Consider the following 19,929-nt stretch of genomic DNA (forward strand, 5'->3'; position numbering starts at 1 on the left):
CGGAGCCTTCTTTATGCTCGTTGCACTCTAGCCTCCATGATCGTTCGACCTCGTGGCCATCCCAAGTGTAGACACCTTGGTCACCAGCAACCGAGTATGTTTGGTTAGGACGGTCAGGGTGGATGCAACTCATTTCTAAAGCTTTTGCAGGAGCATACGGCGGCACCATCAGGGTTAATGCAAAAATCCAATTTCCCGTCTTTGTCATGTCGACAGAATGTGCCGATCATTCCAAGTACTGCAAGCCCATTAGGGCGTGATAAAGTTAATATTCTTTAGTCTTTCTATTCGATTGGCCGCTTTCAAGATAACAACAGGAGATTTGGAAGTCGCTTATTCCTAAAGTTTTTGCGTACTTGGGGGTTGTTGCTTGCGTCAATCAAGATACCAGCCTTTCGCCAAGCATGCCCCGCAAGTGCGCTTCAAAGAAAAGAAGCAATATGGCTGTTCGCAATGAAGATGACATTCCTTGGCCCGAAAATTCTCGGGCATTGGTTGTCTAATTCAAATCTAGTCAGCAACAACCGCAAAAACTTCTACAGGCTCCCTGATACCCTTCATTTCCACCTCTCCCCGGCTTTCCGCTTGGATAGCGCCCTCAACTGCGGCCCAAGTGCGTGGAGAGATCAGAATCTCATCGTTCGCAGCCATGTCGCATAGCCGGGCAGCAGTATTGATAGATGTTCCGGAAGCGGTGTAGTCATAGCGCCCGGCCGAACCTACGATGCCGACCGTGGCATAGCCAAAGGAAATACCGACACCAAAGCCCAATCGATGGCCCAGTTTTCTCCATTTGGCGCAGAGCTCTCGCATTTTGGCACGCATTGCCAGCGCGAGCTGCACTGCGCAGCCCGCGGGATCATCACAAGGGATAGGGTCATTGAAAATAATCATGATGCCGTCGCCGGCCCGCTGATCGACGCCGCCGCCATACTGGTCGATCAACTCACTCATTTCCTGATGATAGGTTTGGAGGATTTCGATGGTTTCCTCGGGTTCTGCGGCCTCACAGAACGCCGTGAAGCCGCGCATATCGCAAAACAAGGTCGCGATCAGAGCACGATGAGAGGACAGCATGCTATCGTCGCCCGCGCTCACTACAGCGTCAGCGACAGCAGAAGGTAGAAAACGTTTAAGGCGTCCCAAGCGTTCAAGTTCACCGACTTGGGATTTAACGCGGTCGCCCAATTCAGCGTTCAGGTTCTCGAGTTCTTTGAACTGCCTCACATTGTCAATCGCGATCACTGCTTGGGCAGCGAAAAGCTTTAGAATCTCAATATCGTCGTTGCTGAATTCTTCGACATGAAGTCGATAAAGAGCGATTACACCAATTGCGCGGTCGCCCTTGATCAGCGGCACGTATAGCAATGTGCGCATACGCTCCAGTTTCCAAGTGTTCTTCAGTTGATTTGAAATCGCCGTGCCTTCCGCCAACGCTTCGATATCTGGATACTGGCGTACCTCCATGGAGCGAACTGCTTCTACCGAAAGCGAGGTTTCATCCTTCATCGAATGTGGATTCGCCCGAAGAAAGTCCACATACCCAGACTGCTCGACATTAGCGGCCGCTAAAATAAGGTGCCGGTCGTCAGCATCACGAAGCAGCAGTCCCGCATGCGGTGCACGACAGAGTTTGGCAGCGCGATTGATGATCGCATCGAAGACTGGTTGCTCATTGTCAGGGTTAAGGCTGATAACCTCCAATATCTCGCGGTTGGCCTTTTCCCGCATGAGCCGCTCTTGCACTTCGCGGAACTGGCGCACATTTTCAACGGCGATGACCGCCTGAGCGGCAAAGGTTACCACCAATTCAATTTCATCTTGTGTAAAGGCCTTCACCTCGCGTCGGAATAATGTGATGCACCCTATTGCTTCACCATCGAGCAGAAGTGGAACACCCAGGATGGTCCGCATGCCTTCGACTTCAACCATTGCGACCCGACCGGGATCACCTTGGCGGTAAAGGTCGGTATCCACCAAGTCTTCAACCTGTACGATTGAGGCTGTCCGCATTGAAACAGCGGGTACAAGTTTACTGTCCAAAAGACGCGTGGTCTTTCCCACGGTTAAATGACGCAATCCCTCTCCAAAATGTGCTTCCAGCGTCCAATGACTGCGCATGTCGTTCAGGATGACGAGATTGGCCAAGGGCGCTCCTGAAAGACGTGCTGCATTTTTCAGTATCGTTTCGAAAACAGGCCCGGAATCTGTTCGCGACGCGCTGATCGCTTGCAGTATTTCGCGCATTGCCGCTTCCCTTTCACGCAAGATCGCGACTTCGGCATTCACGCTTTCCAAATCTGTAGTCACCCTAACCTCTGCTCAAAACCCGACCGGTTCGTTTCCAATGGGTACCACACTAACAAACGGCAGCATTGTCAGCATCGAGCCCTAAGCAGATAATCAATCCATTGATGTTACCGCCTGTTTCGATAACCCGACAGTTGTCGTCCGGTCACGACCGACCAAGAACGAAAATACTATGGACAAAAATGCCGCGCGGGATGAAGGGAAAGTCTGTTTTTCTGAAGTTTCGAGAATTGCAGGCAAGCTTTGGTTTTAAGCAGTAAATTTTGCAAAATAGCAACAATGATGTCCGTTCGAACCCTTTGGTTCTACATCAATTGGCAAAAGCTGACCTGACCTAAACTTTTTTTGAATACGTGCCAAACTGTGTCAGCATTTGTTAATAGGTAAAGTTAAAGGTTAGGACACGTTATGTCACCAAGACTGATCGAAGATGTCGCTGGCCGTCCGTTTCTGATCAGCAAAATCGAGAAACCGGAATTTAGCCGACGTTTTGCCATCTATTGCCTCGGTAGTGCCACGCGCAACGGGGTAAACTTCGCTCGTATCTCGAGTTAATACTATGGCAGATATCTCACCGGAGGGAGCCATCGCACGCGTACGCGCAGCCAAGTCAATCGGCGCGCGCGTAACTATTCGCTGTACATCGACTTCCGAGTTCAAAGCTATACAGACAGCCATTCGCGAACTCGACAGGCCGAAAAACGTTGGCGTCCGCCTGGAGCTTGAAAGGCCGAAAGCAGGAAGCCTGCAACCACGCGTATTGTTCAGGTCTTAACGCAGTTTGTTCCAACCTGAAGTATAAGCTTCGACGAATAGTGCGAAAGTACTCAATCATAAGGTGCCAGTTGGCCACTCCAAAGGCCTTTGAGTACCGCACTGTAACTAGCGGCTGGATCGTCCACAAATCAGACCAGGACATTCCTGCGGCCAACTTCCAGTCATCGCAAAAGGTCTCATCGAAGGGTCAAAGCGGAAGTTGCTTTCTCGAAAATGTCAGGATCATCCTGCACAGTCGCGAGCAATGCGGCACCTTCCAACTTAGCGAGCACCGCTAATGCGTCAGAATGCGGATCGTCGCTTTCCGGAAATGCCCCGGTAAGTCGATCGGCCAATGCCTGAAAGAACCTTTTGGCCGCCTCCGTGACCGGCTCAGGCAGACCTCCGCTTTCGGCTGCAAGCAAACCACAAAGGCACATCTTTCCGTCCTGCCGCAGGCTTTCCGCGAATAGCGCGCGCAGGCGTCCGACCCGTGTATCCAACGGGCATTCATCCAGCGTTTCAAGGAAACGGGACGTGTAATCCCTGGCAAGTCGAGCGACCAGGTCCGCCTTGGTAGGGAAGTAATGATGTATACCTGCGCTGGTCAGCCCGGTGTCGCGTGCAACGTCTCGGAACGAAAAGCCGTTGTAGCCGCCGGTGCGGACCCGCGCCTCGGCGGCGGCAAGGATCTTCTCTTCTGATGTCATGCCATCGCCCTCGATAATTCCCTGTGCGCTGTATCCACCGCTTCAAGGGCGCCTTCGAGGAACCCTCCGTGCGACGGCGCCGTTTCAGTTCCCGCAAAGATCACCCTATGGGAAGGAGTGAGTGCACCATACTCTGGATGGGAGGTTGCCGGTTTGAGGTCGGCAGAAGTGGCGGTTGCCGTGTCGGCGCTCCAATCCTTGAAGAATACGGCGCGAGGATCGGCTGCTTCGGGGCCAAACAGGCGACCCAGTTGCGTCACCGCGAGCGCTTCGAACCCGGATTGCCGAGCCGCGCCGGGCGAGGCAAAGCCGAACAGAGCGCCCTCGGTTCCGTCCAGGGGTGAAGCGTCATGTATTTCCGCCAGCGGACCTTGATGCGAGATTGCGTCGCCATTCAGGCCCGCACCCCGCCAGAATGGGGTGTTGTAGACGGCAACGAATTTGGCATGCCCGGCCATCCAAGTTGGCACATCTGGAACGACCACCCCCATCTGCGCAGCAAGACGCGGCGGCAATGCCAAAACCACGCGGTCGGCGCGCAATGAAAACCCGTCTCCGCTCAGGGTGACGCATCCGTCTTCTTCGATCACACGCCGAACCGGGTGTTCAAGGCGCAGCTTGTCGCCAAGCCTCTGGGCGAGCGCGTCGGTTATCTGGGCGAGCCCGCCGGCAACGCGCAGCGCGCCACCCATCGTGGCCAAGTCGAGATCGCGGCGCACATTCCCCTGCGCATCTTCGAAGACCAATCGACCATCGCTATGTTGCGGAAATACCCGTAGCCCAAGCTTGTTAAGCAGGGCCAGCATTCGGTGGTTGTGTGGCCAGATCCACGAAGGGCCAAGATCATAACCGTCCTGTGAGAGAACGCGACCGCCCGCGCGGTCGCGCGTTTCCAGCAATAGCACGTCGCGTCCTTCAGGCTTCAGCATGTGCGCCAGCGCGAGGCCCGACAACCCCGCGCCGACGATGGCAATTTCTACATCTGGCTTCATGCCACGCGCTCGGCGACGTGACTTAGGTGGCCTGTCTTAACCCAAACGCGCGCCCCTTCTGCACCTGTGGTCGCCTCGAAGCTCGCCCCGACGGGCAGGCGCAACCAATCCCAGCGGGACAGGGTATCGCCACCCTCGTTCAGGCTTCCATCGATCACAAAAATCTCGAGCCCGCCAGAGGCATCAAGCGTGCGTACCGTACCAGCATCCCAGTGTTCCATTGCAACAGTTTCACGCACATCTGTGTGAAGGGGCAACTTGGAAACACCTTCTTCCGTTTCAATCCAGCCCGCATTACCGGTGTCGATCTGCACCTGAGTACGGTCGGTCGGATCGAATTGGTGGAGTTTTACCAAGATCGTCGCGCCGTCCTGTGCTGCGGGTGTATGAGACGAAGTCGGCGGGTTCCGCACGTAGGAGCCAGCCGGAAAATCTCCGTCCTCGTCCTGAAAGGTGCCGTCAAGCACCAAGTATTCTTCGCCTCCGTCATGCGTATGGGCAGAGAAGGCGCTGCCTGGCGCGAAACGGACTATGGTGGTAGCGCGAGCGACTTCCTCTCCAATCCGGTCAAGCATCTTGCGCTCAACTCCGGGCATAGGGGAAGCAACCCATTCGTTCTCGTTGAAGCGCACAAGGGTACGTTTGTTGAAGTCAGCATTCACGCGCATGGTTTGGTCTCCTTTTAGTGTCGCTGTGTACGAGCAGTTTGGTTTTGCTTACCAACTGATAGGTAAGTTGTTTGTATACGTCGCCATTGCAACAGGGATCGCGCGTTCGTGAAGCTTTGACAAAAATCCAACGACTGGCAGCTTGTTGCGCAAAGCGGTCATTGAAGAAGTTTTACGGTTGGCATCATCGAGTCCAAAGCGGATATGACCCGTTGTCTTCCTTCCTCGCAGTTTCTACGGTTTAATTTCGGGATGACGTGACGGGCAGGCGTTGTCGTACCAACTCGACAAACCATTTGACGCCCTGCGCTAACGCATCGTCGTTGAAGTCGTACTCGGGGTTGTGCAAGGGGGCGCTATCCCCGTTTCCAATATTGACAAACGCGCCTGGAGCTATCCGCAAAGCCCGGGCAAAATCCTCGGAGGCTCCCATTCGTGGGGCATCCGGGTTTGTTTTAGCGGAACCGAATACCGCTTCTGCAGCTTTCAAGGCATGCTCAGTCGCACGATCGTCGTTAACTAAGGGGATGAACACACGGTCGTACTTGATCTCAACAGAGCAGCCATGAGCATTAGCAATTCCTTCAGCGATGCGGCTCATGGTTTCTTCTATCCGCAAACTGACATTGTCATCGAAATGCCGGCAATCGCCTTCGACGATGGCTTCACTGGCGATAGCGTTCTTGATATTGTCACCCTGTATCGACGTCACTGAAACTACAGCGAGTTCAGCAGGATCAATCGCCCGAGCTACGATTGTCTGAAGCTCGCTCACAATCGAACACGCACATAAGATCGCATCCCTGCAATCGTGGGGACGCGACGCGTGCCCACCATTTCCGCGCACAACAATCCGAAAACCATCTTCCGCACCCATGAACGGTCCGGGTCGGACTTCGAACGATCCCACTGGCAAACCGGGTTTGTTGTGCAACCCGTAAATCTCGTCAAACGGTATACGCGACCCAAGTCCATCACGGATCATCGCCTTCATTCCCTGACCCCATTCCTCGGCAGGTTGAAAAACAAACTTTACCGTACCGTCGAAACCACCTTCACTTGCCAGAATTGCTGCTGTCCCCAACAATATGGTGGTATGCCCATCATGACCACATGCGTGCATCAGCCCCGGTTTTTCCGAAGAATAGCTTAGGTTAGTCGTTTCGTGGATTTTCAAGCAGTCCATGTCAGCGCGAAGTGCGACTGTACGGTCGCCGTTCCCAAAACGCAGCGTTGCTACAATGCCTGTGTTTCCAACGGCTGTCTCAATGTCCTCGATTCCAAACTCTCGTAGCCTCTGGGCCACGAAGCGCGCAGTTTCTTTTTCCTCGAAGCCAAACTCTGGGTTCCGATGCAAATGGTGCCGCCATTGGCGCATCGTCTTGTCGAGTTCAGTAAGAACCAAATTACTATCCATACGACCCATATTTTGTCACCTTGTGCGGGACATCAAGAGCTTTCGTACAAAGGCGGCTCTGTCCGAAAGGCAGAGTTGGACACCTCGCAACGTTGGGTTTGCCATCCGTCTCAAATCAGCCATCTTACGCAATCTTCTGATGAATGTGGCGAGCCCAAAGCGGACCATATAAATTGGCGGTGTTGAGGGTTAGATTTGAGGCAGTAAATCAAAAAGGGGCCTAAGCGATGCATCCTACCGAAAAGGTTGTCCGGCAGTTCCACGAGTCATGGGACATGCGTGACCCTGATCGTGGTGCGGAGGTTATCGCCGAAGATTGTGCGTTCGAAGATGTCGCCCGCGGCGAAATGCTTCCAGGAAAAGATGCATACAAAGCCGACTACTATCGCTGGCGTGAAGCTTTCCCAGATGGGCTTTGCAAAGTGGAAAACGTCATCGTCAGCGATGATGGACAATGGGCCACGGTTGAGTTTCGCAATACGGGCACCCACACAGGAATTCTTCGATCAAGCCTAGGAGATTTTCAGCCGACAGGTAAACGAGCCGAAGTTCGATACTGTTCGGTTATGCGCGTTAAAGACGGGAAAGTTGTTGAGGGTCGCGACTATTATGACAGCGCAACTATAGTCCGACAGCTTGGGTTGGTTCGTTAACTAAAAAATAAGGCTATTGGAAAGTATGCGAAATGTGGGCTGGCATGCGATGCATTGGCTCACTTCAACCGAAGGATCGACGCTTTGACTTTCACGTGCATGTAGTCGACGCTCGACCGGAATGCTCAAAAATCAGTTTCTAGCCCCAAGCAGATATCGATTGTCAGGACAACTCGGTTGCCCTGCTAACATCTAGGCTAAGGTAGAATGTGGATGACATTTTAGGGTTCACGAATTGCAATTTTTATGGTGGCCAGCATCGTAGGCTATTCGGAAATGATGTCTCGCAACCGGAGTAAAAACATAGACGCAGTTTGTCAGTTAAACTCACAAAAACATGAACCGACCTTCGAATTGCTGGATTGTCGCCTCGCTAGGTGTGTTCGCTGAATTTCTTTGGTTGTCGGCGGAGTCGAAGCCGAGCCGTGACCCGAAAATGCAAATTCATGCGCGTTTAGGCCGTTTTTACCCCGAAGCAGCAACTACTATGCAAAAGACGGGTTTGTTCGCGTAACGGGTGATCACGAAAAATCCGTGAATGGTTGCATTGAGCCAGTACCGGAAGTGTATTGTAATTGACACTCGTCAACGTTGTTCTCAATCTACCTAGGTTGTCTTCGAGTTTTCTACCAAGCGCCGAAGTGCTGACCCGCCAACAATATGTGTCATTTTAACTCAAATTTACAATTCCAGAATTTCTGACACCTCACGAGCGAGCGAACGTATTTCGTCCGAGGCAGCTCCGGTTTTCTTAACTTCGATTGCACCCAAACCGCGGCCCAGAGCTTCTGCATAGATCACTCTGTTTGCCAGTGATGACTTTAGCTGCATTGCCTCAAGCTCGGCAACTGATTTGGCGACATGTTCACCTACCCGGGTACCAACACGTGTTCGGTTCATCACGATATGCGTTGGTTTCCCAGTCCGGTCGGCCAAATCTAAGATATCATGGGTTGCCCAGACATCAGCCTGGCTGGCTGAGACGGGCACCAGCACCAAATCCGAATCTCGCAACACCCAACGAACGTCACTGTCAGCCTTGGGCGGGGTATCAATCAAAATAACATCGACTTCGCTACCAACTCCACGAATGGCGCGTGAAATCCCGTATGATGTCGCGGTTGCGAACTGGAGGTTTGTATTTTCCCCCAGCGTCTCTTCGCGAATATCCATCCATTTCCCAAGACTGCCTTGGGGATCAGTGTCCAATAGAGCCACGCTTTTGCCTTCGGACAGATACGTGATTGCCAAGTTGGTCACTAGCGTCGTCTTGCCTGCGCCCCCCTTCTGCTGTGCTACACAGATGATACGACCGTTCATATGCTAAGCCTCCAAAGAGTTTTTCTGCGGTGCAGCATATCGTTTAGTGAATGAAAAGGCGATAGGGTCGTCGCATGAAAATTTCTGGCAGAGATTCGAAAACCGGTTGGAACGAAAGTTTACGGCAAACACTAGTTTCGTAGGCAAACAACACTCTCGATCCGCCTAAATTTCATCGGTCTCATTGTCCGCGGCTGTAATGGCAGCAAGGGCGTTTTTCAATTCGATGCGCAGCTGCTTGAAGCGATCATTCCCCATTCGTTTTGATAGTTCACGATCTATCTCTGCAAAGGCATCCATCGCCACTTTGTGCGCCCTTAGTCCCTTTTGGGACCGAACGATGATCTTTGCCCGGCGATCGCTGGGGTCCGGGAATCGGGCCAAATAGCCCAAAGCGATCATTTCATCGACGATTTCGGCCATAGCCTGTTTCGTCATATTGGCCATGCGGGCCAGTTCGGTCAGTCGACACCCGTCCGCTGGCAAGTGAATGAAAACCGGGTTGAACGTGCGGCGGCCATCGGGAAAGGTCTCTTGGATCTTGGCTATGTGCCGATAGTCAATCCACTCGGCCATGTGAAACAGCAAAAATTGAAGAGGTGGATCGCCGGGTCTGCCTTGGCGGAGCATCGCGATACCATCGGCCTGCAGCTCGGTGAGCTGTTCTTCGGAACCAGAAAAATCGGACAAGTCGCTTCCCCTTGACATATCGTCAGGTTGCTTGATTATATTTAGTCAGGCAACCTGACCAAAGGAGATTCGCGATGACACTTTCAAACGGATGCAATCACGTCACAATCGTAACAAAAGACGTAGATCGATTTATCGAGTTCTACACAACCATCTTTGAAGCCGAAGTGCGTTTGGATCTGGACGAAGGCATGCTGCGACATGCTTTGATTGATATGGGTTGCGACTTTTGCCTGCACCCGTTTCAGGTGAATTGGCAAAGCGAACATGAAGAAGGGCTTTCCGAGATTTTTGCCCGTGGGCATGTCGATCATTTTGCCCTAAACATCTCAGATGAGAGTTCGTTCGACTTGCTTCGTAAACGTCTCGTTGAATGCGGCGCCAGCGAAGGGCGCGTCCGGGATTTTGGGATAGTACAAGTTTTGTCTTTCCAAGACCCTGACGGAATGGAGTGCGAGTTGGCTCTTTGGAAGGAGGGCGAACCACTGACAATGGCCGAAAGCAAATCCGAAGCTTATGCAGCTTGAATAAGCGAAATTTTACTGACGCAGACCATCCATTTTCACAATGGATCAACAGAAACGGCCTGCATCTGATACCCAATATCGAGTGACGAAACGCCATCGGAAAACCCAACAGATCGCGTTGCGTCACCCCTGGTCAGTAGTCCGGAAATAACCACAGCCTCGAACAATCCATTTATCGAAAATCCTTCCGGGTAGTTGACTACTATCATCTGGTTTCGGGGCGGAGGCGGTGTGTGAACACAAGCTCCTGCAAATGGAACCAAAACAAACTCGGTAACCGACTTGCGCAACGGCAGGCCCCTTGGTGAGATTGCCGCGGCGACGGGTCATGCAGAATCCTACATTCGCACCGGTGCTGTCAGACGAATTCGAACTCGTCTCCGTTAGGCCAGTGACACTGTCCTTTATCCCGCACAAAGTTCGCGCCACTCGGCAAGAGCAGCGGCGCGTGTCAGCTTAAAGGTGTCTCGGCTGGTGAGCGATCTTTCCTGGTTAAAATGATTGTAGACGGAAGAATGGACGGAGGCGAATTTCTGCAAACTTCGCATCCGCCTAAAGCGTTGCATGGCGCGTTCTCTTCGTCGGAACGGCAGGTGCGAATTCTCAACGCGATTGTTGAGCCACCTTCCAGTACGTTGCTTTTCCAGCGCTCCTATTTCTCGGAGCGCCGCCTTGTAGGAAGCGAAGCGGTCCGTGACTATCTCTTCAGCGCAACCATGGCGCTTCATCAATTTCTTGAGGAATTTCAGTGCTGCGGCTTTGTTTCGACGTTTAGTGACAACAGCTTCCAACACCTCGCCCTCATGATCTACGGCGCGCCAAAGGTAGTGACGCTTGCCATTCACCTTCACGAAAACCTCGTCCACATGCCACTTCCATTTCGAGAATGCACGAAGTTGTTGGACGCGTTTTCTTCGGATCTCCGCAGCAAACACCGGGCCGAACCTGTTCCACCAGTAACGGACTGTTTCGTGACTCACGTCAATGCCTCGCTCGTGCAGCAGGTCTTCGACATTCCGAAGCGAAAGCGGAAAACGGATGTAAAGCATCACCGCCAGGCGGATGATCTCGGGACTGGTTTTGAAGTATTTGAAGGAGGCAGGTTTGGTCATTCCCACACGCTATGCAACCACCCTGCCCCGCTCAAGCCAAGTTATTCTGACAAGACCAATCCGATAATCAGCGTAATTATTGTTTTTCCCATTTGAAAGTCCCTCTTTGTGCATTCAATTAGCGTCGCCGATTTCAAAAAGGCGGCCGACAGTTTGGGCATCGCGAATGTGACCGAAGTTTTTCAACCTAAATGCAGTCCTAGCGAGCTTGTTCTCCGACACCGTATCTTAAGCGGTATCGGAGTGCCGTGTGGCGATTGCAGAACGTTAGCGGTTTGCAGCCCAGCATGCTTCATAGCCCTGTCGGAAATAAGGTTCAAAGCGTGAGTCGTATCCGTCATGCCGTTCATACGCCATGCTCATGCTCGCCTTGGCATCGCCCGTACCAGCGACACAACCATCATCATAATAGGCCTGCTCATTGGAGCCCGGTGTCAGGCCGCTGGAGGGTGTTGGGTTCGTATATCCCGTGTCTTCGACGCATCCAGCGAGTGATGCAGCAGCCAACATTGCTGTTACCAGCGCAATTCGTGTCTTCATTGGTGGTTTCCTCTATTCTGGCGCACCAATCGTTCCACCATTCCTATGGCAGATCTTGATTGCGCCTGTTAAACCTAGCGACCGCGGGTCGCAACATCCTTGACCTGTATCAACTACTTGTACGGTCCGCAGGCGATCGTAAGAGTAAGTGCTGCACCTCTTTTCTTGATTATGATCTTCGACCAAAATTTCTGTTTGGCTTAGTGAGAAACATCCTCTTCAATCACAAATGGATTTTACCGAAGCCTTCACCGCCTCTGCCGAAAAGATCTTGTCCATCCACCCATGCTTGAAGATAACCGGTTCGGCCTCCTCGATGGCCTTCATACAGCCATCAGAAAGTTTGCCACCTGGCTGGACGCCAAATGCAACGGCCAAGAGGATCGTCAGGTGGCCAAGCAGGAAGTCCTCGGCTGCCTGATAGGGGATACCCCGCCGCGCGGCCTCATCCGTGGCGTCTTTCAAGACCTTGGCAAAAGTTGCCCCAACGGATTCCGACAAGGCCGGTTCCAGAAGAGCCATCTGCTCGACTGTCACACGGTGAGACCGCATGACAGGGCCGTAAAAGACCCGGGCGATTTCCTCGCATTTGGCATAATGTTCTTCCGGGCCTTGGGCCAGGGCACATACGATGTGTTGCTTGGCCGCGATGCCACCGAAGTAGTCGGTCTTGGCATCCATGTCAGTCTCGTCATTGAAAAGCGGCGGGTGACAAGGATGCGCTACGAAATAGGTGATGTCATCGCGTGTCGGCAGGGTGTCGGCGTGTGGCGCTGCGGCATCCAGCATGATCACGGCGGTGCCCGGCTTCAGATCGTCCACAAAGCCCGCGAGCACCTTACCGATGGCCCGATCCGGCACAGCGAGGATCACGGTGTCCGCAGCACTCAAGGCTTGCCCTTGTTCTACACAGGTCAAACCCGTTTCAGCCTTGAGCCGGGCCTGACCCTCAGGATTCACTTCGACGGGAAGCAGGTCATATGGCGCTTCCTTGAGGTTCGTGGCCAGACGTACGCCCATTTTGCCACCTGCGCCGAAGAGAGCGATGCTTGTCATGCTGTTGTTCCTTTTATGTATGGGGATTGCATCAAGCATCCCCTGTTTTTGCGTGAATGAAGAAGCCGGTGGCACCCATCTGGCCACCCTTCAAAGTGACTTCGAGGCCATCGATCTTTGGCGCGCGAGCGCTGTGGATACGGCAGAGAGGTGCGCCCGGTGCGAGGGGCGCTACTGCCGACAAGGCCTCGGCCTGCAACGCCGTCAGCGCGTGGCCTGACGTATCCCCACCGCCAATTGCTGCGCGTGGCAGGCCAGTCGCAAGTCGGATTTCAGCAACCAGATTGCCCAATGCTCGTCCCAAATCCTCATTGGCTTCGGCGTTGCTGGTCCGGGCGCGATTTATTGCCTCGGACATGCGCGCGAGGGAAGGATCGTTTGGCCCACGGGCAGAGGTCACCAGAACATCTCGGCCTTCGGACAGAAGCTGCAATGATGTTTGTCGCACGCGATCCGTCTCGGCTTGTAGCGCGTTCGGGTCGACCGCCTGCGCGGCGTCAAAGTCGAGTATCTCGAACCCTTTGGCCTGAGCAAAGTCAATTTGTGCTGCAGTTGTCGGCGCGCAGGACCCGGAGACGGCAAAAAGCTGACCAACCGGAGTGAGACGTGGCGTAGTGTGTTCCTGCGCAAGCTGGCCCGAGGCGCGCCAATGGGCGACAAGTGCGTATTCCACCCCTTGAGACCCGATGGCAAACGATGTGTCGCCCTCCGCGATCATCCTTCCGGCTTCCTGCAATGTCGCGTCGTCCATCGCATCCAGAGCAATGATCGCAGCGCCGCTAGAGATTGCTGTCTTTAACGCCGCGTCCGACTGGCCGGTTGTCATGGCGCGAAAGTCGACACATCCTGTTCGCAAATCGCTCTGGCGCGACAGATGTCGCCCCAAATCGGCTTCATCCATGGGCGTTACGGGATGGCGGGACATCACCGGGTGGCGGTCGAGGCGATACACTCCATCACCCGCTGCCGCGAACAAGTTCCCAAAGACCTGATAGCGCCCGATTGCAGGAGCGCCGACCACAAGAGGTACCCACACGGGGCTGAAGATCTGTTTGCCAAGTTCTGCGGCCACACCAACAGAGCCTGTTTCCGGCGCACTGTCGAAGGTAGAACAAACCTTGTAATGCACCAAAGGCGCGCCAAGCTTTTTCAAACCTTCGAATACGGCCGGAAGATTTGCCCGCATCCAATCCGGGTCTTTAGAACGTGCCACCCCTGCCACCCCGATAGCCTGCAACTCAGGAAAGCGGGCCAAAACATCCTCGTCCGGAGCCTCCAGAAACAGCATCGTTGGAATTCCCGCGAAACTTAGCACCTCCATCACCGCTGAAGAGCCAGTGAAATCGTCGCCATAGAATGTGAGCAGCGGGGCAGTCATGATTGATAGGCCCTCAACGCTGCGGCAAGGGCTGGGTGATCTTTGGCATAGTCCTGCACATCAATCCCGGACAGGGCCGCGTCATAAGCCTCTCGCATCGCCCTCACACCAGCAGCAACGCCATCCGGGTGCGCGACTACACCGCCACCTGCCGTCACGAGCAAATCGGGCGATCCGGCTGCTGCCAATGTGGCTTGTGCCTGATGCACGGTCTGGCCGGAAGAAAAGACTGGTACGGCCCGCATGGGGTTGGCCTCAAACATTGGATCAGACAAGGACCGAGCCGAAGCGATGACGCTGTCATTGTCTTCTGTGAACTTGTTGTCGATCCCGTTGACGTGCATGTGGTCTGCCCCGGCCAAACGCCAAAGCTTGGACCATGCGGGGTAGGCCCAACCAAGTACAGGGGACCGCGTGAGCGCGCCCCAACCACAACGATGTGCGTGGATCGGCAGCTCTGTATGACGGCCAAGTGCGATCATGCCGGACATACCGACCCCGGTGACGCTCGCCATGACGCAGGTGCCGCCTTCGGCCAGAACCAGATCGTGACGGCGGCGCATCTCGTCGATTTCGCCAGTCAGGTTAAAGGCCACCATGGTCTTCTTGCCTGTCCGGTCCGCAGCCGCGTTGACCGCAGCCATCACCGCACGAACCCGATCATCGAAGGGACACGCGGGGCTATCAGCCTGCAATTCGTCATCCTTGATAAAATCGATGCCCCCCTCGCAGAGTTCGGCAGCCAATGCGCCGGTCTGTTCAGCACTTAATCCAACGCTGGGCTTGATGATCGTCCCGATCAACGGTCGACCTTCGACACCGGCAAGTCTGCGTGTACCCTCCATCCCGAACTTCGGCCCCGGATAGGCCGCCGCAAAAGCCGATGGCAGACGAACATCCAGCAAGCGGAGGCCGGAGAACGGCTTCAGTTCGAAAAGGTTGCCCGCGATCGTTGCGATCAGGTTCGGCAAGGATGGTCCGAGATTATCCAAGGGCCATGACAGGGTGACGTGTGCCTGGTGGTAGACCTGACCTTCCCTCGGCAATCCAGCCCCTGGCAAAGATGGCGCTTCAACCGTGCCCAACAACGTCAACTGCTCAACCCGTGCTGCAGCGCGTTCCTTTAGTTCGGGCGTCTCCCCCGGAACCGGACGGAACGTGCCGGAAGACTGCTCGCCCGCCATGATTTCTGCGGCTTGTTCGGGGGGATATGCCGTCTCGATCAGGTAATCGGCTTCAATACGGATCTGATCGGTCATAGGAACAACGTCGTGATTTGAGGCACAAACAAGATCAGCATCAAGACGACAATCTGAATGCCAATGAAGGGCAGGAAACTTCGGAAAATCTGGGGCAGTGTGATGTGTGGCGGGGCGACGGATTTCAGGTAAAACGCAGCACCGCCAAATGGCGGCGACAGGAAACTTACCTGCATGTTCACGCAGAACAGCACGCCGAACCAAACCTGCACCGCGAGCTGGCTGTCGAGACCACCAAAGAGGCCAAGCTCATCACGCGGCAGTTTCAGAACAATCGGCAAAAAGACCGGCATGACCAACAGCACAATGCCCGTCCAGTCCATGAAGGCCCCCATGAACAGAAAAACCAGCATCATGATCAGCAGAACGCTGAGCGTCGAGATGTCCATCCCAACAATGAGATTGGCAACATATGTCGGACCGCCGGAAAGCGTGTAGGCACCTGCGAGAGCTGTGGCTCCGATGGTGACCCACATGATCGTGCCTGTGGATTTGAACGTGCGCATCGAGGCTTCTTGCAGAATACGCCAAGAAAACTCGCCGCGAATGATGATCAACAGCAAAACGGCAACCGATCCGATCCCGGCGGCTTCCGTAATGCCAGTGACGCCGCCGTAAATAGACCCGAGTACGACAAACACGACCAAAAGCGGGGCTACCATGCCCTTACCGCTATCCCACGAGGCTTTGGCGGTTTTCAGGCCGATGCCGAAGACCAGCAATCCGACCAATCCCACCGACATCGCGCCTGCTTTCATGAGATAGCTCGCGCTTACATAGCTTGTGTCTTCGTCAACAAGCCCGGCGGCATTGAAGTACAGCCCCCGTGCCACCATGATCGCTGCGGCTGCAGCGACAATAATCAGGATCAGAGACAGGCCATAAATGCGCTTTTGCGGGCCAGTCAGGTCGCCTTCGCGCGGTGCTGGCAACGGGGCGAGATGCGGCTGCAGGTTGGTGCGGATCAGGATGTAGGCGATGTAACATCCAGCCAGAATGAAACCCGGCACAAAGGCCGCCTGAAAGAGCGCGTGGATCGAGGTATCGGTGATCAGCCCGTAAAAAATCAGAACGATGGATGGCGGGATCATTGTACCAAGACTGCCCGAGGCGCAGATCGTACCAATGGCAAGGTTCTGATCATAACCCAACCGTAGCATTTGTGGCAGCGCGATCAGGCCCAGCAAAACGACTTCGCCGCCGATGATGCCTGACATCGCCGCCATGACAACAGCCATCAATGCGGTCACCACAGCGATTCCGCCACGGGTGCGGCTCATCCATTTCTCAAGCGTGTCATACATGTCCCGCGCGATGCCGGAGCGTTCGAGCAGATTGGCCATGAATATGAAAAGCGGCACGGAAACCAGCACATAGCTTGTGGTGATCCCGTAGATCCGTTGACCGAGAAGATTCAACGGGCCGGTGCCGAAGTTCCCGAACAGAAGGTCTGGCCCGAACTTCATTACCATGACCACGACGGCTAAGAAGCCAGAGGCAAAACCCAAGGGCATACCAATCGCCAGAAGGACGAGCATGCCGGTCAGGACGACCAGCGATATCGTTCCAATGTCCATTTATTCCGTCCCCTGGCGCGGTTTTGCCTGATGTTGGTTTAGGTCGGGTTTCTGGTCGGAATGACCCTCTGCGTCACCGGCTGGCCGGGCTCCCAAGTGGTCTTCTCCCAGGTCTTCAAGAAGATCCTCAATCCCTTCAACGAATTGCCGCTCACCTTGGTCCTTGTTCCAATCGAAGATCAGGTTTGAGATCGCCTGCAGCGCCAGAAGCGCCATTGTCACAAGGATCAAAGGCTTGATAGTGGCGGGAATGGGAGGGTTGAATTTGGTGCCAAAACGCTCCCAAGTCATCAGCTTTTCAAGTGCCTCATCGAAGCTGCCCCAGATGAGTGCAAAGGCAAAAACACAAATGCAGATAGTTGAAATCACATCGAAGCTGCGCCGCAGCCAACGCGGAGCCAGATCATAAAGGATGAAAATGCGAATGTGGCTACGTTGCTGCATCGAATAGAGACCAGCAAACATATAAACCGCGCCTGCTACCCAAAGTGACGACTCGTTGACCCAAAGTGTCGGGCGCTGGAATACGTAACGAAGGACGACTTCATACAGAATGATTGCTACGATGAAGGCCGGCAGCCACATGGTGACCCGGCTGATCGCCCAGATGAGCTTGTCCAGCGGACCCGTTGTTTCGTGTTCAACCACGGTCATTACCCCCAATCAGCCAGTTCAAAGCTAAGCACGCGATGGCTGCATTGGCGACAGTTTGCCGCCAATGCCAAGCTTTTTCGAAAGCTTAGATTATTCGACCAAGCCGATCCGACGCAGGAAGGCCTCGTGACTCTGAACCAGTTTGGTAGCTTCAGGCGACTTCGCGCCCCACTCCTGCCACGCAGCCTGTGCCGCAGCGCGGAAGGTCGCACGATCTTCTGCAGACCAGTCATAAGTTGTGACGCCCATCTTGGGCATCTTGGCCAGGGCTTCCCCGTTGAGAACCAGCGTCGAGATCATCAAGTCCATCGCGACGTTCTTATAGGCCACTTCGATGATACGACGCTGCTGGTCGGTCAGACCCTCCCAAACGTCAGTACGGCAGGCCAATTGGTCCGATGACATGGAGTGGAACCCAGGGAAAGTGGTGTGCTTTGCGACGTCATAAACACCAATATTCAGGTTCGTCGCCAAGGTGGAGGCGTCTGCTCCGTCAATGATGCCCGATTCAAGAGCGGTTATGACCTCGGTGAAATCCATCACAATCGGCGATGCGCCAAGCGATGCAAAGATGTCAGATTCCATGCCGGGAGGAGAGCGGAACTTGAAGTCTTTCAAATCTGCCACACCACGAAGAGGGCGGGTCGAGTTCAACGATTCCTGTCCGCCGACATGCGCACCAATAAAGGTCATGCCATGGGTTGCATAGAGCTCGTTGATTGCCTCGCGACCACCGCCTTGTTCAACCCAAGCTTGATACTGTAGCGGCGTATCGTAACCGCCCATCGTATCTGCCACGAATTGAAACGCTGCGTTCTTGCCTGTCTGGTAAGAACCATTCGTCATGTCACAATCAAGGATTCCGTTCTTCGCCGCGTCGAAAGTCTCGGCTGATGGAACAACAGACGAAGAATAGAACATCTCGATCTGAAGATCACCGCCGGACATCATCGAGACATCGTCAACAAATTTCTGGATTGCCACGCCATATGGCGAAGATTGGCTTTGGTGGTTCTGAATCCGCAGTGTGGTTTGTGCGGACGCCACCGTGGTCAACAATGCTGTTGCTGCAACCCCAGCGAATAGGGTCTTGGTCACGGTCTTGAGCATAATAGTCCTCCCTAGTGCTCTTATGTTCGGGCCCGGTCGGCCTTTGACCGATCCAAGATTTCAATGGTTCCGGTTCCCGAGTCGAAAGGAGCCTTGATGATGATCCCAAAAGCAAAGCTTCTCAACTGGTATGATCAGTATATCATCATGCGATTCTGTCAAGGCCAGGGAGTGTTTAAGTTGGAACCACACCTCGCCTTTGGCGGTTTCTATTTTATTTCATAGCCTTAACGTCAAATCGAAGCCACTTGCCAACTGATCAAGCAGCGAAATAGCCAGCATCAAAGCCAAAGGAGTTGTGCGGTTTGACTACGAATCCCTGGAAATCAGGTCTCAGAGTTCGTGTAGAGCGGATCAGATCGGTCCAGATGCTCACGCATCAAAGCTGCCGCGGCATCCGCATCACGGGCCTCAAGATGATCGACCAGCTTCTCGTGTTCCAACAGTGTCGTGTTCTCGCGGCCAGACCAGTGAAGCAGTGGCTTGTAGTACTCAAAAAGCCAAGTCAGCATCGGGCGTGTCACAGCCTGCAAAAGTGGATTCCGCGAGGCATTGGCGATTGCGGTGTGAAACGCGATGTCTGTCTCAATAAACCCTTTGGGGTTGTTCAACTGGCTTTTTTGTAGGTCAACCAGCGCCCGCAGGTGACTTATATCTTCATCGTTGCAACTTTCAGCTGCAATACGCACGGTGCCCGCCTCAAGGATCTTCCTGACTTGCTTGAGGTGCTCCAGATTGGAAGGCTCAGCCAACAAAAGCAATTTCGCAACATCATCCACCTGGTCCAGCGCAATATTGGCGCTTAGCTCATTCACGCGGCTCCGTTCGCCATGTGAAATCGTGATGACACCCTTATTCGCAAGTGCTTGCAAAGCTTCGCGGACAGCGGGGCGACCGACGGCAAATCTCTCCATCAGCTTTCGCTCCGACGGAATTGTATCGCCCGGCTTGAGTTCTCCGGATACGATCATCTCCCAAAGCCGATCAAACACTTGATCCGAGAGCTTTTGACGCGTGATGGGCTCGACATCAAATTCCGTTTGTTGTGAACCGTTGCGTGCCATGATTTCGCTGAATTCCTCTGAGTTACATCCTTGCGACCCTACATCCCCTCAACTGGTATGACAAGCTAACCTGGGAGCCGCATGAGGCTTTGCGACTTCCTGACGGCACCACCAAGCTGCAGATCATCCTCGATCT

Annotated in this window: 20 protein-coding genes; 2 read left to right on the forward strand and 18 right to left on the reverse strand. The window is 54.1% G+C overall.

The features are described 5' to 3' along the window. Positions 1-510: 510 nt before the first annotated feature. The 6 genes from AC2FNE_RS09575 to AC2FNE_RS09600 all read right to left on the reverse strand — a co-directional run bounded on the left by AC2FNE_RS09575 (position 511) and on the right by AC2FNE_RS09600 (position 6,862). Positions 511-2,310, reverse strand: a complete 1,800-nt coding sequence (locus AC2FNE_RS09575; RefSeq protein WP_170603427.1) for a GAF domain-containing protein — start codon at positions 2,308-2,310, stop codon at positions 511-513. A gap of 411 nt (positions 2,311-2,721) precedes the next feature. Next, positions 2,722-2,988 carry a hypothetical protein gene (locus tag AC2FNE_RS09580; RefSeq protein WP_170603413.1) on the reverse strand — a complete coding sequence of 89 codons (267 nt, stop codon included), beginning with the start codon at positions 2,986-2,988 and terminating at the stop codon, positions 2,722-2,724. Between the two features lie 275 nt (positions 2,989-3,263). Continuing rightward, entirely contained in the window at positions 3,264-3,776 is a 513-nt protein-coding gene (locus AC2FNE_RS09585; RefSeq protein ID WP_170603415.1) for a TetR/AcrR family transcriptional regulator, read from the reverse strand. Next, complete coding sequence (locus tag AC2FNE_RS09590; RefSeq protein ID WP_170603417.1) at positions 3,773-4,768, reverse strand: flavin monoamine oxidase family protein; 996 nt, start codon at positions 4,766-4,768, stop codon at positions 3,773-3,775. Before AC2FNE_RS09590 ends, AC2FNE_RS09585 begins: the two co-directional genes overlap by 4 nt. Further along, positions 4,765-5,436, reverse strand: coding sequence for a cupin domain-containing protein (locus AC2FNE_RS09595; protein WP_170603419.1), 672 nt, complete (start codon positions 5,434-5,436; stop codon positions 4,765-4,767). The genes AC2FNE_RS09590 and AC2FNE_RS09595 overlap by 4 nt, the downstream gene beginning before the upstream one ends. 241 nt (positions 5,437-5,677) lie before the next feature. Beyond that, a complete protein-coding gene (locus AC2FNE_RS09600; RefSeq protein WP_496805251.1) occupies positions 5,678-6,862 on the reverse strand; it encodes an amidohydrolase in 1,185 nt (394 codons plus the stop codon). 218 nt (positions 6,863-7,080) lie between these two features. On the opposite strand from AC2FNE_RS09600, the gene AC2FNE_RS09605 reads away from it, so the two are divergent. After that, a complete protein-coding gene (locus AC2FNE_RS09605; RefSeq protein ID WP_496805252.1) occupies positions 7,081-7,506 on the forward strand; it encodes an ester cyclase in 426 nt (141 codons plus the stop codon). 681 nt (positions 7,507-8,187) lie between these two features. Here AC2FNE_RS09605 and parA read toward each other — a convergent pair. Together parA and AC2FNE_RS09615 are read right to left on the reverse strand one after the other, a co-directional pair. Continuing rightward, a complete protein-coding gene (gene parA / locus AC2FNE_RS09610) occupies positions 8,188-8,826 on the reverse strand; it encodes a ParA family partition ATPase (protein ID WP_170477067.1) in 639 nt (212 codons plus the stop codon). Positions 8,827-8,991: 165 nt separating this feature from the next. Further along, positions 8,992-9,516, reverse strand: coding sequence for a MarR family winged helix-turn-helix transcriptional regulator (locus AC2FNE_RS09615; protein WP_217362347.1), 525 nt, complete (start codon positions 9,514-9,516; stop codon positions 8,992-8,994). Between the two features lie 74 nt (positions 9,517-9,590). On the opposite strand from AC2FNE_RS09615, the gene AC2FNE_RS09620 reads away from it, so the two are divergent. After that, complete coding sequence (locus AC2FNE_RS09620; RefSeq protein WP_170603423.1) at positions 9,591-10,043, forward strand: VOC family protein; 453 nt, start codon at positions 9,591-9,593, stop codon at positions 10,041-10,043. Positions 10,044-10,078: 35 nt separating this feature from the next. Here AC2FNE_RS09620 and AC2FNE_RS09625 read toward each other — a convergent pair whose 3' ends face one another. The 10 genes from AC2FNE_RS09625 to nanR form a co-directional block, all read right to left on the reverse strand. Further along, on the reverse strand, positions 10,079-10,333 hold the full coding sequence (locus tag AC2FNE_RS09625) for a DUF3299 domain-containing protein (RefSeq protein ID WP_496805253.1): 255 nt from the start codon (positions 10,331-10,333) through the stop codon (positions 10,079-10,081). 114 nt (positions 10,334-10,447) lie between these two features. Then, positions 10,448-11,155: an IS6 family transposase gene (locus tag AC2FNE_RS09630; RefSeq protein ID WP_496805254.1), complete on the reverse strand. Its 708-nt coding sequence runs from the start codon at positions 11,153-11,155 to the stop codon at positions 10,448-10,450. Positions 11,156-11,422: 267 nt separating this feature from the next. Next, a complete protein-coding gene (locus AC2FNE_RS09635; RefSeq protein ID WP_496805255.1) occupies positions 11,423-11,695 on the reverse strand; it encodes a hypothetical protein in 273 nt (90 codons plus the stop codon). A 219-nt stretch (positions 11,696-11,914) separates the two neighbouring features. After that, positions 11,915-12,751: a phosphogluconate dehydrogenase C-terminal domain-containing protein gene (locus AC2FNE_RS09640; protein ID WP_496805256.1), complete on the reverse strand. Its 837-nt coding sequence runs from the start codon at positions 12,749-12,751 to the stop codon at positions 11,915-11,917. Positions 12,752-12,782: 31 nt separating this feature from the next. Beyond that, positions 12,783-14,129, reverse strand: a complete 1,347-nt coding sequence (locus AC2FNE_RS09645; RefSeq protein WP_496805257.1) for a four-carbon acid sugar kinase family protein — start codon at positions 14,127-14,129, stop codon at positions 12,783-12,785. Then, positions 14,126-15,388: a ribulose-bisphosphate carboxylase large subunit family protein gene (locus tag AC2FNE_RS09650; protein ID WP_496805258.1), complete on the reverse strand. Its 1,263-nt coding sequence runs from the start codon at positions 15,386-15,388 to the stop codon at positions 14,126-14,128. The genes AC2FNE_RS09645 and AC2FNE_RS09650 overlap by 4 nt, the downstream gene beginning before the upstream one ends. Next, positions 15,385-16,965, reverse strand: a complete 1,581-nt coding sequence (locus tag AC2FNE_RS09655; protein ID WP_496805259.1) for a TRAP transporter large permease — start codon at positions 16,963-16,965, stop codon at positions 15,385-15,387. Before AC2FNE_RS09655 ends, AC2FNE_RS09650 begins: the two co-directional genes overlap by 4 nt. After that, positions 16,966-17,619 carry a TRAP transporter small permease subunit gene (locus AC2FNE_RS09660; RefSeq protein ID WP_496805260.1) on the reverse strand — a complete coding sequence of 218 codons (654 nt, stop codon included), beginning with the start codon at positions 17,617-17,619 and terminating at the stop codon, positions 16,966-16,968. A 90-nt stretch (positions 17,620-17,709) separates the two neighbouring features. Next, entirely contained in the window at positions 17,710-18,729 is a 1,020-nt protein-coding gene (locus AC2FNE_RS09665) for a TRAP transporter substrate-binding protein (protein WP_496805261.1), read from the reverse strand. Positions 18,730-19,055: 326 nt separating this feature from the next. Then, positions 19,056-19,793: a transcriptional regulator NanR gene (gene nanR, locus AC2FNE_RS09670; RefSeq protein WP_496805262.1), complete on the reverse strand. Its 738-nt coding sequence runs from the start codon at positions 19,791-19,793 to the stop codon at positions 19,056-19,058. Positions 19,794-19,929: the final 136 nt, after the last annotated feature.

The sequence above is a fragment of the Ruegeria sp. YKSD179 genome (assembly GCF_059612885.1).